The sequence below is a fragment of the Microbispora bryophytorum genome (genome assembly GCF_043197435.1).
In the GTDB taxonomy this organism is placed as follows: Bacteria; Actinomycetota; Actinomycetes; order Streptosporangiales; family Streptosporangiaceae; genus Microbispora; species Microbispora bryophytorum.
Window position 1 is genome coordinate 615,438 of record NZ_JBICTF010000005.1, and the last position, 15,089, is coordinate 630,526.

The 15,089-nt window shown below is 73.4% G+C and carries 10 protein-coding genes; 3 read left to right on the forward strand and 7 right to left on the reverse strand.

From position 1 onward, the window contains the following. Positions 1-60: 60 nt before the first annotated feature. Positions 61-648 (reverse strand): TetR/AcrR family transcriptional regulator, encoded by a 588-nt coding sequence (locus ACGFIB_RS20275; protein WP_393373891.1) that lies wholly within the window; start codon positions 646-648, stop codon positions 61-63. 200 nt (positions 649-848) lie between these two features. On the opposite strand from ACGFIB_RS20275, the gene ACGFIB_RS20280 reads away from it, so the two are divergent. Beyond that, a complete protein-coding gene (locus tag ACGFIB_RS20280) occupies positions 849-2,300 on the forward strand; it encodes an MFS transporter (RefSeq protein ID WP_393373894.1) in 1,452 nt (483 codons plus the stop codon). Between the two features lie 23 nt (positions 2,301-2,323). Beyond that, positions 2,324-3,211, forward strand: coding sequence for an oxidoreductase (locus ACGFIB_RS20285; protein WP_357259931.1), 888 nt, complete (start codon positions 2,324-2,326; stop codon positions 3,209-3,211). A gap of 86 nt (positions 3,212-3,297) precedes the next feature. Here the strand turns inward: ACGFIB_RS20285 and ACGFIB_RS20290 are convergent, their stop codons facing one another. After that, positions 3,298-4,992 carry an AMP-binding protein gene (locus ACGFIB_RS20290; RefSeq protein WP_393373897.1) on the reverse strand — a complete coding sequence of 565 codons (1,695 nt, stop codon included), beginning with the start codon at positions 4,990-4,992 and terminating at the stop codon, positions 3,298-3,300. Between the two features lie 224 nt (positions 4,993-5,216). Between ACGFIB_RS20290 and ACGFIB_RS20295 the strand changes: the two genes are divergently transcribed. After that, positions 5,217-5,702, forward strand: a complete 486-nt coding sequence (locus ACGFIB_RS20295) for a class I SAM-dependent methyltransferase (RefSeq protein WP_393373900.1) — start codon at positions 5,217-5,219, stop codon at positions 5,700-5,702. Here the strand turns inward: ACGFIB_RS20295 and ACGFIB_RS20300 are convergent. From ACGFIB_RS20300 to ACGFIB_RS20320, 5 genes are all read right to left on the reverse strand, one after another. Then, the gene (locus ACGFIB_RS20300; RefSeq protein ID WP_393373902.1) at positions 5,641-10,026 is read right to left on the reverse strand and encodes an SbcC/MukB-like Walker B domain-containing protein; all 4,386 of its coding nucleotides are present in this window, start codon (positions 10,024-10,026) and stop codon (positions 5,641-5,643) included. The two genes, ACGFIB_RS20295 and ACGFIB_RS20300, sit on opposite strands and share 62 nt — an antisense overlap. Further along, the gene (locus tag ACGFIB_RS20305; protein ID WP_393373905.1) at positions 10,023-11,501 is read right to left on the reverse strand and encodes a DUF2398 family protein; all 1,479 of its coding nucleotides are present in this window, start codon (positions 11,499-11,501) and stop codon (positions 10,023-10,025) included. Before ACGFIB_RS20305 ends, ACGFIB_RS20300 begins: the two co-directional genes overlap by 4 nt. Beyond that, a complete protein-coding gene (locus ACGFIB_RS20310) occupies positions 11,498-13,132 on the reverse strand; it encodes a TIGR02677 family protein (RefSeq protein ID WP_393373908.1) in 1,635 nt (544 codons plus the stop codon). Before ACGFIB_RS20310 ends, ACGFIB_RS20305 begins: the two co-directional genes overlap by 4 nt. Before the next feature lie 195 nt (positions 13,133-13,327). Further along, positions 13,328-14,188, reverse strand: coding sequence for a haloalkane dehalogenase (locus tag ACGFIB_RS20315; RefSeq protein WP_357243604.1), 861 nt, complete (start codon positions 14,186-14,188; stop codon positions 13,328-13,330). 68 nt (positions 14,189-14,256) lie between these two features. Next, positions 14,257-15,075: an NAD(P)H-binding protein gene (locus ACGFIB_RS20320; protein ID WP_393373911.1), complete on the reverse strand. Its 819-nt coding sequence runs from the start codon at positions 15,073-15,075 to the stop codon at positions 14,257-14,259. Positions 15,076-15,089: the final 14 nt, after the last annotated feature.

Genomic DNA, 15,089 nt, shown 5'->3' on the forward strand with positions numbered 1-15,089 from the left:
CGTAACACGCCGGGCACCTCAGCCGGGCGGGGCCGACGGCCCCGCCCGGCGTTGTTGTTCTCAGCGGGATTCAGCCGGGCGGGAGCGGACGCCGTCGAGGGCCATGCCCAGCACCCGCTCACGCTGGTCGTCGTCGACGAACCCGCCCCCGGTGATGCCGGAGATCATCCGCAGGACGTCGTCGAAGGTCACGTCGCCGCGGACCGCCCCGGCCTCCTTCGCCCGGTCGAACAGCGGCCCCCCCGCCTCGTACATGGCGGTCCGGCTCGACCGCATCATCTCCGAGTCGCGGTTGAGCGCCTCGGAGATCGCCCGCTTGGTGGCCGCGTAGTCCACGAACCGCCGCAGCCAGGCGGCCAGCGCCTCCCACGGCGGCAGGTTCGCGACCTGCCCCGCGGCGCCGCACAGCTCGTCGATCTCGTCCAGGTACACGCTGTCGAACAGGTCCTGCCGCGTGGGGAAGTTCCGGTAGAGCGTGCCGATGCCGACGCCGGCGCGCCGGGCGATGTCCTCCAGGGAGGCCCTCGTGCCGTGTTCGGCGAACGCCTCCCGGGCCGCGGCGAGCAGCGCGTCGAAGTTGCGCCGCGCGTCCGCGCGCTGGGGGCGGCGCACCCTCGTCCGGGGGCCTTCGGCCGCCTTGTCCTTCACCGGTCTCCTCTCGAAGTTGAACCGGAGGCATACCTCCGCTAATGTGGAGGCACGCCTCGACTTTAGCAGGCGGGCATTCGCGTTCGCGTCTTCCTTTCAACGCCGCCCTGATCGTCTTTTCGTCGTGCGCCGTGCCCGTCGCCGGGGCGGCGTCGCCGCCGCGCCTCGTCGCGCGGGCTCCTCCTGTCGAAGGATGTTCGATGTCACGCACCACCTCGCCACAACGGCTGACCTTCCTCGCGCTGGCAGCCGCCACGGCCTCGTTCTCCATGCTGCAGTCCCTGGTCAGCCCCGTGCTGTCCACCATCCAGCACGACCTGCACACCGGCCAGAGCACGGTGACCTGGGTGCTCACCGCCTGGCTGCTGTCCGCGTCCGTCGCCACGCCCTTGATGGGCCGCATCGCCGACATGATCGGCAAGGACCGCACGCTGCTCATCGCACTGGGCGCCATCGCGCTCGGCTGCCTCATCGCCGCCGTCGCCCCCAACGTCGGGGTGCTCATCGTCGGACGGATCGTGCAGGGGCTCGGCGGCGCCGTGTTCCCCGTGTCGTTCGGGATCGTGCGCGACGAGTTCCCCGCCAACCGGGTGCCCTCGATGGTGGGCGTCATCTCCGCCGTCATCGCCGCAGGCGGCGGCGTCGGGATCGTGCTCGCCGGCCCGATCGTCGACGCCCTCGGCTGGCGCTGGCTGTTCTGGATCCCCACGATCGTCGTCGTCGCCACCGCGTTCCTGGCCCACCGCAGCGTGCCCCGGTCACCACTGCGCACGCCCGGCCGGGTCAACTGGACGGCCGCGGCGCTGCTGTCCGGATGGCTGGTGGCACTGCTGGTCCCGCTCACCGAGGCGTCCGCCTGGGGCTGGAGTTCGGCCGCCGTCATCGCTCCGCTCGCCGCCGCCGTGGTGCTGTTCGCCGCGTGGATCGCGGTCGAGCTGCGCTCGCGCGACCCGCTGATCGACATGCGCATGATGCGGCTTCCGGCCGTCTGGACGACCAACCTGGTGGCGCTGCTGTTCGGCGCCGGCATGTTCGCCTCGTACGCGTTCCTGCCGCAGTTCATGCAGATACCGGCGGCCGTGACGGGCTACGGCTTCGGGTCGAGCGTGACCGAGGCCGGGCTGCTGATGCTGCCCATGCTCGTCACGATGGCCGTCGCCGGCACGGTGAGCGGCCCGATCTCCCGCGTCGCCGGGGTCAAGGCCCAGCTCGTGGTGGGATGCGCGCTCGGCGCGCTGGCGAGCGCCGGCATCGCCCTCTGGCACGACCGGCCCTGGCAGCTCGCCGTCGCGACCGCCGTGTTCGGGCTCGGTCTCGGCCTGGCCTACGCCTCGATGACCAACCTGATCGTGCAGAGCGTGCCGGCCGGTCAGACCGCCGTCGCCGGCGGAATGAACACCAACATCCGCACCATCGGCGGCTCCATCGGCACCGCCGTGGTCAGCTCCGTCATCACCGGTCACCTGCGCCCCGACGGCCTGCCGTACGAGTCGGGCTTCACCACCGCCTTCCTGGTGCTGGCCGTGACCCTGGCGGCCACCGTCGCCGTGGCGCTGCTGGTCCCAGGGGCGCGCCGCCGTACGGCGCCCGCCGGCGAAGCGGCCGCGCGGGTCCCGGCGGGCACGGTGGGCACGGCGGGCACGGCCCGCTGAACATCACGCGAAGGAGACACATCATGCAGAGGACATGGCTCATCACCGGCGCCTCCCGGGGCCTGGGACACGCGCTCGCCCGGGAGGTGCTCGAACGCGGCGACCGCCTCGTGGCCACCGCCCGCCGGCCGGAACTGCTGGACGACCTCGTCCGGGCCCACGGTGACAGGGCGCGCGCCGTCGCGCTGGACGTCACCGACGCCGCGGCGGCGGAGCGCGCCGTACGGCTGGCCGTCGAGGAGTTCGGCGCGCTGGACGTGCTGGTGAACAACGCGGGGTACGCCAACTCCTCGCCCATCGAGGAGACCCCCGACGAGGATTTCCGGGCGCAGTTCGAGACCAACCTGTTCGGCGTCGTCACCATGACCCGGGCCGCGCTGCCGGTGCTGCGCGCGCAGCGGTCCGGTCACATCCTGCAGATCGGCTCGGTGGGCGGCCGGGTCGGGGGCACGCCGGGGCTCGGCGCCTACCAGTCCGCCAAGTTCGCCGTCGAGGGGTTCTCCGAGGTGCTGAACAGCGAGGTCCGGCCGTTGGGGATCACCGTGGTGATCGTCGAGCCGGGCGGGTTCCGTACGGACTGGGGCGGCTCGTCGATGCGCATCCCGCCGGTGGGACCGGACTACGAGCAGACCGTCGGCCGGGTCAACGCCTACCGGCGAGCGGTGGACGGCGCCCAGCCGGGCGACCCTCGGCGGGCGGCCAGGGTGATCGCCGAGCTGGTCGACGTGGACGATCCGCCGCTGCGGCTGCTGCTCGGCTCCGACGCGCTGCGCCTGGCCGAGCAGGCGTCCCGCTCCCGCGCGGCCGAGACGGAGCGATGGGCCGCCGTCAGCCGTTCGACGGATTTCGACGGGGTCGTGGGGCTGACCGAGGAGCCGGTCGCCCGCCTCCTCGCGCACGGCGAGCGGTGACGGCCCCGGCCCCGCTGCCCGGCCCCGCTCCCGGGCAGCGGGCCGGAGGGGCAGGGCCGAGGGTAGGGCCTGGAGGACCGGCCGGGTCAGGCCCGGAGCTCGGGGAACTGGTCGTCCCGCCACTCCCCGGACGGCGGGGCGCCGGCCTGCGCGGCGTCGCTCTCCCTGGCCCGCAGCTCGACCCGGCGGATCTTCCCCGAGATGGTCTTGGGCAGCTCGGCGAACTCGAGCCGACGCACCCGCTGGTAGGGCGCGAGCCTGTCACGGGCGTGCCGCAGGATGGCCGCGGCGGTCTCCCGGTTCGGCTCCCACCCCGCGGCCGGCACCACGTACGCCTTGGGCACGGCGAGGCGGATCGGGTCGGGGGCGGGCACGACCGCCGCCTCCGCCACGGCGGGATGCTCGATGAGCACGCTCTCCAGCTCGAACGGCGAGATCTTGTAGTCGGACGCCTTGAACACGTCGTCGGTGCGTCCCACGAAGGTGATCGAGCCGTCGGCGTCCCGGACCGCGACGTCGCCGGTGTGGTAGAGACCCCCGGACATGGCCCCCTCCTCACCGTCCAGGTATCCGGTCATCAGGTTGACCGGGCGGGCGGTGAGGTCGAGGCAGATCTCGCCCTCGTCCGCCGGGAGGCCGGTCACCGGGTCGACGACGACGACCGGGACGCCGGGAAGGGGGCGGCCCATCGAGCCGGGCTTCACGGGCACGCCGGGCGTGTTGGCGATCAGGGCGGTCGTCTCGGTCTGGCCGTACCCGTCCCGCACCGTCAGCCCCCAGGCCCGCTCCACCTGGGTGATGACCTCGGGATTCAGCGGCTCCCCCGCGGCGACCGCCTCACGCAGGCCGCCCGGCCCGTCTCCGAGGTCGGCCTGGATGAGCATCCGCCAGACCGTGGGCGGCGCGCAGAACGTGGTGACCCCGGCGCGGCGGATCTGCCCGAGCAGGGCGGCGGCGTCGAAGCGGGAGTAGTTGTGCACGAACACCGTCGCCTCGGCGTTCCACGGGGCGAACAGGCAGCTCCAGGCGTGCTTGGCCCAGCCGGGCGAGCTGATGTTGAGGTGGACGTCCCCCGGCCGCACCCCGATGAAGTACATCGTCGTCAGGTGCCCCACCGGATAGGACACCTGGGTGTGCCGCACGAGCTTGGGCCTGCTCGTCGTCCCCGAGGTGAAGTACAGCAGAAGCGGGTCGCCGGGAGAGGTCCGGGCCTCGAACGGATCCGGCTCCGGCGTCGCGTAGGCGTCGCCGTACCGGAGCCACCCGGTCGCCTCGCCCACGCACACCCGGCCGTACTCTCCCGGCACGCCATCGAACTTGTGCGTGTCGGCCGCGTTGACGATGACGTGCCGGGCGCGTCCCCGCCCTATGCGGTCGGCGAGGTCCGCCGCGCCCAGGGCGGTGGTCGCCGGCATGATCACCGCGCCGAGCTTCATGACCGCCAGCATCGACTCCCACAACTCGACCTGGTTGCCGAGCATCAGCAGCACGTGGTCGCCCTTGCCGACCCCTTGGGCGGCCAGCCAGGCCGCCACCTGGTCGGAACGGCGGGCCATCTCGTCGAAGGAGTAGCGCCGCTCGGAGCCGTCCTCCTCCACGATCCACAACGCCGTGCGGGGGTTGCCCCGGGCGATCGCGTCGAACCAGTCCGTGGCCCAGTTGAACCTGTCGCCGAAGACCGGCCAGGCGAACTCGCGTGCCGCCCGCTCGGGCTCCTCCCTCAGGCTGAGCAGCAGGTCGCGGGCTTGCCTGAAGACATGGGTGCTGGTCGTCTCGCTCACGGTGACTCCCTTTGTCGCGCAGGCCACTGTCGCGCAGGCCACTGTCGCGCAGGCCACGGAGGTCAACGTACGACCGCCGCTCGCGTCATGTCACCCCCGAAGATCCGCCACCAGCGAGCCGGCGACGGTCGCGCGCCGGGGCTTCGCGCCGCACGTCGCAGGAACGGCGCCTTCGCAGACCGGCGCAGGGGAACGGCCCGCTCGGCTCTTTTCGGTCAGGGCGCTTGTCGCGCTCCACGTCGGACATTCCGGTGCCGTCCGCCGGCGCTGACTACGCTGTCATGCTGCAGGCCTGGCACCACGTCCAGGACAAGCCACGGGCAGCCCGGGAGCTGGCCAGGGTGCTCAGGCCCGGCGGGCGGCTGCTACTGCGCTCCGGGTTCAGCGACCACATGCCCAGGATCTGGTGGCTGGAGTATTTCCCCCGCGGCTTCGAGGTGGACGCCTCCCTGTTTCAGCCGCTGCACGAGGTCGTCGAAACATTCACCTCGGCCGGCTGGCGCGTCGCCGGCTTCGACACGGTCACAGAGCCGTCCTCCGGCACCCGTGGTGAGGCGCTCGAACGGCTGCGCCTGCGCACCCATTCCGTCTTCGCTCACTTCACTCCGGACGAGCTGGAAGTCGGTTTCCGCCGCCTGGAGCAGGCTGTTAGGCCTCCGCGTCGTCGGGTTCCTCGTCGCCGTCGGCGGCGAGGAGGGTGCCCTCGGTGAGGGCGGGGGCGCGGCGGCTCGGCCGGAGGCCGAGCAGTGTCTCGGCCAGCTCCTCGTTGCCGGAGAAACCGGCGTCGGCGTCGATGGTCTGGGCGCCGTCCCAGAGCATCAGCATCGCCGACACCGCGTGCGCGCTCTTGTCGTGGTGCATGTCGTAGTGCGCGGCCATCGGCACGGTGTCGAAGTGGACCCACAGGTCGTGGCCGGTCATGAACAGATCGAGGCCGAACTTCACGGTCAGGCCCAGCAGCTCGGGCTTGTACCGGTCGTCGATGCCGGCGAACGCCTCGTCCAGCGCGATCACGCGCGGGCACGTGGGCTTGGCGGACGAGTAGAGGGCGTTGGCCGCGGCGAACAGCGGGAGGTGGATGGCCGCGGACTTCTCCCCGCCGGACATCTCCTCGTGCTTGGCCCGGGTGAGCTTCACCTCCTTGTCCCCCGGCACGGCGAGCACCAGCTCGAAGCCGTACCAGGTGCGGTAGTCGAGCACGTCGGCCAGGGCCTGCTTGTAGGTGGCGCGCGGATGGGCGGCCCGGTAGTCGCGGATCATCTCCCGCAGCAGGCCGCGCAGCTCGGCCAGCCCGGCCGCGCCGAGCCCCTGCGTGTCCCGGTCGAGGAGCCGCGACACCGTGACCTGCCGGTCGTTCAGCCGGTCGGAGCGGCCCCATCGGATGCCGATCCTGGTGCCGGACGACATGGGCCGTGACCGGGTGTCCTCGTTCATCCCGCGCACCAGGTCGCGTGCGGTGCGGACCCGGTCGTGCACCTGCTGGGCGAGCGCGGTGAGCAACTCGTCCTCCAGCACGGTCCGCTCCCGCTCCTCCAGCAGCGTTCCCTGTTCCTGGACACGGTCGGCGACCCGCCGGGCGAACGCGGCGACCGGATTGCGGCCGCCCTCGTCGCTGACGTAGACCATGACGACGCCGGTGGGGTCGTGCTCCAGGCGGTAGTCCTCGGCGCAGCCGTCGAGCGCGTCCTGGAAGGTCCGCAGCGAGGCCGACAGCCGGGTCGCGGCGCTCTTGAGCGTGCTCTCCCCGGGCACGCGGATGTCGGCCGTCCCCGCGGCGAAGGCGTCCAGCAGCGCGGACACGTCTCCCGGCAGCATCCGGCCGACCAGGGCGGCGGCATCGGGCGGCGGTCCGCCTGCCTGCCCGGCGCCGGGGTGGGCCGACAGCTCCGCCGCCGCCGACGCGGCCGCCTCCGCCGGTTCGGGCCAGCCGACGTGGGCGGGCCACGGCGCGGTGGCGGTGACGCCGAGCAGCGGGCGCAGCTCCGGATGCGCGTACGGCCCGAACGCCGCCACGTGCTCGAAGAGGTGCCCGAGCGCCTGGCCGAGGGAAGCCTGGCCGTGCCTGAGGTCGGCCTGGGCGACGATCAGCGCCTCGTTCTCCCGCGCCGCCGTCGCGGCATGCTCCTCGCACCGCCGGCGGGTCTCGGCGAGGCGCTGCTCAGCCTCGGCGATCTGGGCGAGCACCTCGCGCAGCGGCGCGTCCAAGGCCTCCTCGCCCGTCCTGAGCTCCTCGGCGTCGGCCCGATGCTCCCGCTCCTTGTCCTCCAGGGCGCGGGAGTCCGCGTCGTGCCGCTCACGCTGCCGGGCGATGGCGGCCTGCCGCGACGCGAGGTCCCGCTCCTCGGACGCGGCCCGCTCGCGGCCGTCGTGCAGCCGCTGCGCCGTCGTGAGGAAGTCGTCCACGGCCCGCGCGATCGCGTCGACCTCCGGTTCCGCGACGGACATGCTCCGTTCCGCCGCGACCTGCCGCAGCCGCCGGCGCGCCGCGTCGACCTGGGCCACCGCGGCGTCGAGGTCGCGGCGGCGGTCCGCGAGCACCGACCGCGCCTGGGCCAGCAGCGCGGACTCCTGCGACACGCGGGTGACCGCTTCGACGACCGCCGTGGCGGCCGGAAGCTCCCGCCGGGCGCGGGCGAAGTCCTCCAGCCGGCGGTTCGCGCGTGCCAGGTCGCGCTCGGCGTCCTCGTGCGCCCGGCTCGTCTCGCCGATCGTCTCGTCATACTCGGCGAGCCTGGCCGCGCGGCGGTTGGCCCGGTTCGTGGCGCCGATGTACTCGGGCGACGGCTTGGGCAGGGCGCCGAGGAGGAGCCCGAGGCCGAACTGGGCCAGGCCGGTCACCGTCGGCGCCGGTCCGCCCTGCCGCTCTCGGCAGGGTGTGATCGTGTCGGCGACCGCGACCGACCGCAGCACGTCCGCGACGACCGCCGCCGGCACCAGGTCCTGCTTCTCCGGCACGAGGACGTCGGCGAGCGTACGGCCGGACGGGCGGCTCTCCTCGGGAAGCGGGAGCAGGTAGCCGTCGGATTCCAGGAGCGCGACGGCGTCGAGTGTGTGGCGCACCTCCGGATGCACCCAGGCGGTCAGCAGCCCCGCGCCGTACAGTGCGCCTTCGAGGCCGGCCGCCTCCTTCTCGTCGAGACCGTCGGCGAACCGGACGAGCCGCCACAGAGGCGCCCCCGGGCGTCCGTCGCGGTCCGCCGTCCTGCGGTCGTCGTGCGGCGGCGCCTCGTCGCGTTCCGCCGCGATCTCCTCCCGCTCGCGGCGCAGGCGGACGAGGTCGGCGGCGAGGTCGCGCACCCGCGCGGACAGGCGCTCGGCGGACCTGGCCGCCTCCGTCCGCCGTTCCTCGGTCCGCACGCTGTAGACCTCGGCCAGGGACGGCGCCCCGGCGTCTCCGGCGTGGGCGAGGGCCTCCGCCAGCGCCGCCACATCGGCGGGCTCGGCCACCGCCTCGCCGTCCTCCGGGTGCAGGTCTCCTGAAGGCTCGTCTCCCGAGGACTCGTCTCCCGGGGACTCATCTTCCAGGGACTCCGACGAGCGGGCCCAGCGGGCGGCCCAGACGTCGAGCGCCTCGCCCGCGAGGCGGCGCGCCGTCGTCAGCGCGGCGTCGGCGGCCTCGCACCGCGATTCCCGTTCCTCGACGTCCTTGTCCGCCCTGTCCCTGTCGGTCTCCGCCCGCAGGCGGTCCCGCTCCGCGCCCGACACCCTGGCGATCTCGTCGCGGACCTTCGCGACGTCGTCCCGGCGGGCGGTGGCGCGTGCCCTCGCCGTCGTGAGCAGGTCGTCCCCCGTGTCGGCCGGGCCGTCCCCGTCGTGGGAGACTCCGGCCCGCTCCGCCGCGTCGGCGAGATCGGTGGCGTGACGGACGATCGCCGTCCGTGCGCCCTCCAGCCGCTCCGCGAGTTCGCCCGCCTCGCCTTCGAGGGCGGTCAGGTGCTCGGCGCCGTCCGCCAGCCGTGCGCGCTCCCGCTCGATCTCCTCGCCGGTCCTGACGATCTGACGGCGGCGCAGCTCCAGCTCGCCCCGGGCGCGGTAGGCGTCGTCCGCACGCAACACGGCGAGGCGGCGCTCCAGCCCTTCGCGTTCGGCCTCGGCCGCGGTGGCCGCCGCCGAGGCGGCCTCGCGTGCGGCGGCCGCTTCCCTACGCGCCTCCTCGGCGCGCACGAGCGTGCGGGCGTGCTCCTCCGCGCCGTCCCTCTCGGTCTGGATACGGACGAGCCGGGCCTTCGCATGGGTGCGCAGGTACGCCACGTAGTCGGTCAGGAACGCCCGCACGGCCGCGTCGGCGACCGCGAAGTCGTCGAACTGCTTCTGGACCGCCGCCAGGTTCTCGAAGTCGCGGGCCGCCTGGTCGACGAGCTCCTCGTCGATGGGGCTGAGACCCGAGGTGAGCGTGCCCGAGACCTTGTCCGGGTCGAGGTCCTTGGCCAGCAGCGGGCGGCGCAGCGCCAGCAGCAGGTCGAGGAGCTGGGTGTAGCGCTCCCTGCCGAGCCCGAACAGCCGGGCGTCCACCGCGTCCCGATACTGGGTGGCGGTCTCGCTGTGGGCGTCCGGCCCGAGGACGGCCTTGAGCTGCCGCTCGGTGAGCGGCCGGGAGTCGGGCGCAAGCAGCCCGAAGTCGACGCCGAGGCGCTTGCCTGTCACGAAGAACGAGGTCCGCACCCCGTCCCTGTGCCGGTGCGCGCGGATGCCGATGACGAGGGTGACGGTCTCGTCGTTCGCGGCGGGCTCCGCCCCGATCTCCCGCCGGGCGAACTCCATCCACACGTAGCCGTACTCGGCCTCCTGCCCCCGGTAGAGCAGGTTGGACTTCATGGTGCGGTTCTCGCCGCTGAACGGGTCGAGCCGCCGGGCGTCCGCCACGCCGTCGAGGATGAACGGGAAGAGCACCTCCAGCGCCTTGGTCTTGCCCGAGCCGTTGTGCCCGCGCAGCACCAGGCGCCCGTCCGCGAAGGCGAACTCCTCGTCCACGTAGTCCCAGACGTTGATCACACCGGCCCTGCTGGGCTGGAACCGGTCGCTCGGCGGCGTCATCGCTCCTCCTCCTGCGTGAACGAAACCTCCCGGCCGGACGAACCGTGCTGCCCGGACGAACCCTGCTGCCCGGACGAACCCTGCTGGCCGGACGGAGCCTGCTGCGCCGCCGGCTCGGGCAGGGCCACCAGCGCCATCTGGCCGCCCGATGACCGGGTGGGCAGAGCGGCCCGGATGTTGCGGTACCGCAGCGCGGCGGGCAGGACGAGCACGCCGCCGGGCACCGGCCTGAGCAGCGTCAGGTCCGCGAGGAAGCCGATGACGGCGTCGAGCAGCCCGCGGGGATCCTGCTGCCAGATGGTGGTGAACGAGGCCGCCCCGAACTCGTCGTACAGCTCGGTCGTCATCGTCTGCAGGCGGCTGCGCTCCACGAACGGCGCCTGCGCGGGCGCGGGCCGGTCGTCGGGGGACGGCGGCTCTGCCTCGGACGGGGACCAGGCGAGCTGCGCGACGATACCGTCCCGGGGCAGGCCCGCGTCCATCCGCGCCACAAGGCCGGCCTGGTCGTCGGCGAGCGCGGGCACGGGCAGCGGCTCCGGCACGTGCTCAGGGTCCTCCAGCAGGTCGGCGATCTTCGCCAGCAGCAGCCCCGCCGCCCGGCTCACCGCGTTGCCCCGGCCCGGGAACGGCCGGTCGGTGAAGACGCCGCCCGGATCGGCGAGCATGACGCCCTCCGCACGCTGCTCCAGGACCAGGCCGGTGAACCGGACGAGGTCCTCGGCGAGGCCCGGGGCGCGCAGCGCGTCGGCCACCTGCGGCTCGACGTCCGCGTAGTACACCACGGGGAACTCGACGAGCAGCCGCCGCGCCCTGCGGGCCGGGTTCGAGTGCGGCGGCTCGTGCACCAGGCCGGCCGCGCTGGTGAGGTGCTGGACGGGCCGGGCCGGTTTGAACAGCACCGCGCAGATGTCATGGTCGATGTCGTACAGCGCGTCGCCGCGTTCGGTGTCGCGCGCCCACCACTCCAGGCTGCCGTCGGACAGCCGGAGCGCGCCGCGGTCCACCAGCCAGCCCAGCACGTCGACGAGGGCCGCCTTGTGCGATCCGATCGCGGGGTCGAAGCCGAGGCCGTCGATGGCGTTGGCCAGCGGCGTGAAGATCCGCACCAGGTCCGCCAGGCTGATCTCGATGCGGGAGCGCTGGAACGACCCGAGGACCAGGCACAGGTAGGCCAGCCGGCGGCGGTCGAACGGCTTGCCCTTGCGGGAGAAGATCGAGCGCTGCGTCTCGTCGAGGACGTCGAGATGGCGGACCAGCCGCACATGGTGGGTGGTGGCGATCAGCGTGTAGCCGAGCAGCTCACGGAAGTCGCGCGCCATCTCGTCGGCCCAGCGCAGCACCTGGTCGAGCACGCCGGGCCGCGGCCGCTCCTTGGTGATCAGATCGCAGGTCAGCACGCGGCGGACCGCCTGCTGGTAGGAGCCGAGGTCGGCGACGGAGACGCCGGCGGCGGCCCCCGCGCGGGGACTCGTCACCTGCCGCCCCCTGCTTCCGAACCTGCTTCCGAACCTGCTTTCGAACCCGCCTTGGCCCGTGTCCCCGAACCCGTCCCCGAGCGTGCGCCGGGGCCTGTCACCGGCGTCCGTCCGGCGAGCTCGACCCGGAACCCGGGCAGGTGAAGCAGCCCCTGCGCGGTGCGCACGGCGCTTCCCGTGTCGCTCGGCACGAGCCGGATCATCACGGCGTCGTCGGCGCCGGATCCTCTCTTCAGACGGCCGGCGACGACCGTTCGTCCCTCCAGCGCCCGCGTCATCAGCTTCAGCAGGACCCGGGTCTCCGACTCGTCGAGCACCCGCCCGTACGCGCCCAGATCCGTCAGGTGACCGGCGGCCTCGCGCTCGGCCGCGCGTTGCCCGGCCTGCTCGCGGCGCAGCGCCGCCCGCGCGCCGGGGTTGCCGCGCACCGGCGCGGGCACGCCCGGGGTCGGCGCCTTGCCGCTGCGGAAGAGCGTGACCGACACCTCCACCCCCGGCGCGTCCCACCAGGTCGCCCGGGGCGAGATCTGTTCGGCGTCCTCGTGGGCGGCGCCGAGGTGCCGTGCGCTCCGCAGGTTGAACGCCGCGCCCATCAGCGCGTGGGCGGCGCCCTCGTCCGGCGCGTTCCAGACCCACTCGGCCAGATGCCGCAGCTGGGTGGCCCGGTTGACGCCGCCGCGCTGCGCCTCCGAGATCTGCCGCAGCAGCGCGATCACCCCCGAGACCGCGATGCGCGTGGCGTTGCGCAGCTCCCCGGCGCGGGACTCCTGCGATCCCTCGGGGGCGAACCACGCCCGCAGGGCCGACCAGCGGCGGCGCCAGTCCCCCAGCCGCTCGTGGCGGTCCACGAAGGGCCGCTCGTCCGCGGCCGCCGCGCGGTCGAGCAGGGAGGCCAGACCGCTCGCCTCGACGTCCCGTACGGCCGTGGCCAGGCGGGGCAGGTAGCGGTCGAGCTCCGCCATGAACTCCGACATGTGCGTCAGCAGGGCGTTCTTGTGGCGAAGGAACGTCTCTGGAGAGGCGTCGGTGGACCGGATGATCTCGCCGAGCGTCACGTGGAAGTGCGCGGAGCGGCGTCCCATGTCCTCCATCACCGAGTCCAGCCGCGACAGCCGGCGGTAGACCTGCTCGCCCTCCCCCGCGCGGTTGGCCGCCGCGAGCGCCTTGAGGTCCTCCAGGATGTCGGAGAAGACCAGCCGCGACAGGTTGGCGTCCTGGATGCGGGCCGCGAGCAGCCCCTCGACCGACGTGTACGCCCAGTAGCCGAGCTCACTGAACTGGTAGACCGACTGCCTGTTGCGGTAGCGGACGAGGTTACCGGCCCGGGACGCGTCGTCGAACCGGTGCACCACCCCGTCCTCGTACAGGGCGTCCAGCCGGTCGCGCAGGTTGCCGTCGAACGTCGGGACCTCGTCGTGGAGCCGGGCCAGCTCGTTCAGGGCCGCCTGCACCTCACCGGCGTCCACCTGGACCTGGTGCACCTCCCGCAGCCGGTCCATCGCCCGCAGGACCCAGAGATAGGCCACATGGTCGTCGCGCCTGGTGAAGTTGAACAGCCTGAAACGATCGCTGATCGCCAGCGAGTCGAGGTCCAACGCCCTGCGGTCCGCCATCCGGTCCCCCCGATCCATGTCGCGCAGTCCCGCCCACCAGGAGAGGTGGGCGGGGCTCCCCGTGCCGAGAAGACCGTATTGGAGGGCACCGACAGTTGCGACTCGCGCGGCGGTGGACCCGCGGCAGGTGTCCCGGCTGGAGCCGCCGACCGGCACGCTCGTCTGCCGGGAGCCGAGCGGCCCGACCGGGCCGGACCGGCGCCGCCGCCGGTGTCACCGGAGCCCGTGCGCCTCCGCCCAGCCCGCGACGGCCGAGGCGATCAGCTCCGGGTGGTCTTCCGGGGTGTGGTGCCCGGCGACCTCGTCGAACCGCCGGATCTCCAGGCCGGCGAAGGTGGCCGCACACCAATCGATCATGTCCTGGTGCACCATCGTGCCGGGCCCGGGCGCGAAGGCGAGCAGCAGCTTCGGCACCTGCGGGCTGGCGGCCAGCCACGCGTCGTACGCCTCCACGCGCGCCACGACGTCGGCGGGCTCACCGCCCAGCGGCATCGAGCGCGCCCACCGCAGCAGCGGCAGGCGGCTCTCCCGCGTCGGGTACGGCTTGCGGTAGACGGCCAGGTCACTCGGGTCCATGGGAGCCGCGACGGTGCCCGGCAGTCCCTGTTCGATGAAGGCGTCGTCGTCGAGGATCATCTTCTCCCCGACGCCCTCGGCCTTGATCGCCGCGAACAGCTCCCGGCCGCCTTCGGGGAACTCCTCCCAGGTCATCGGCTTGACGATGGTCTCGGTGACGACGATGCCCCGCACCCGGTCCGGATGCCGGGCGGCCCAGTCGAAGGCCAGCGCGCCGCCCCAGTCATGGCCGACAAGGACGACGTCGTCCAGGCCGAGGCCGTCGAACCAGGCGTCCAGATAGCGGGCGTGGTCCGCGAAGGTGTACGCGATGTCGGGCTTGCCGGACTCACCCATGCCGATCAGGTCGGGGGCCAGCCGGCGACCCCCGCCGATCGCGGGGATGACATGCCTCCACAGATGGGACGAGGTGGGGTTGCCGTGCAGGAAGACCATCGGCGCCCCGGTGCCGGTGTCGCGGTAGTGGATGGTGGAGTCGAGAACGTGCTGAACCGGCACGACAGGTCCTTTCAAGGGTTGAGCTTCATGATTCGATCGATCGCCATTCCGATCGGGCCCGGTCAGGGTCATCGGAAGGCGGTGGCGTTGCGGCCGGCCCAGTCGGCGAATGACCGGGGAGCACGGCCGAGGACGCGCTCGACGTCCGGGCTGACCCGCCGCTCGGCGTCCGTCGGCTCCCCCAGGATGGCGAGCGTGCCCTCCACCACCTGCTCGGGCATGAACCGCAGCATCTGCGCCCGGGCCTCCTCCCTGGTCTGCTCGTCGAACCGCACCGGCGTGCCGAGCGCGGCGCCGATCGCCGCCGCGCGATACCGCGGCGTGGTCGGCGCGGGGCCGGTCAGCTCGTAGACGCGGCCGGCGTGCCCGTCCTCGCGCAGGACGGTCGCGGCGACCTCGGCGATGTCGGCCGGGTCGACGGTCGGCAGGCCGATGTCACCGAACGGTGCGGCGGCCGTGCGGCTCCCGCGCACGGACTCCGCCCAGGCGTAGGCGTTGGAGTGGAAGCCGCCAGGCCGCAGGATCGTCCACTCCAGGCCTGAGCGGCGCACCGCGTCCTCGAAGGCGACGGGGTGGCGGTAGAACTCGGGCCTGGTGCCCGCTCCCTGCGAGGACAGCAGGACGACACGCCGGACCCCACCCGCCCGGGCGGCGTCGAGGATCGCCTGCGGGTCCTGACCCGCCACCAGCAGGAACAGCGCGTCCGCACCGTCGAAGGCGTCCTTCAGCCCGGCGGGGTCGTCCAGGTCGGCGCGGACCTGCCGTACGCCCTCGGGGAGTTCGGCGGTCCGCCGGGAGAAGGCGGTCACCCGCTCCCCCGCGCCGGCGAGCAGGGCGACCACCTGGCCGCCGACGTTTCCGCTGGCACCCGTTACCACGATCATCATTAACTCCTTTGTTA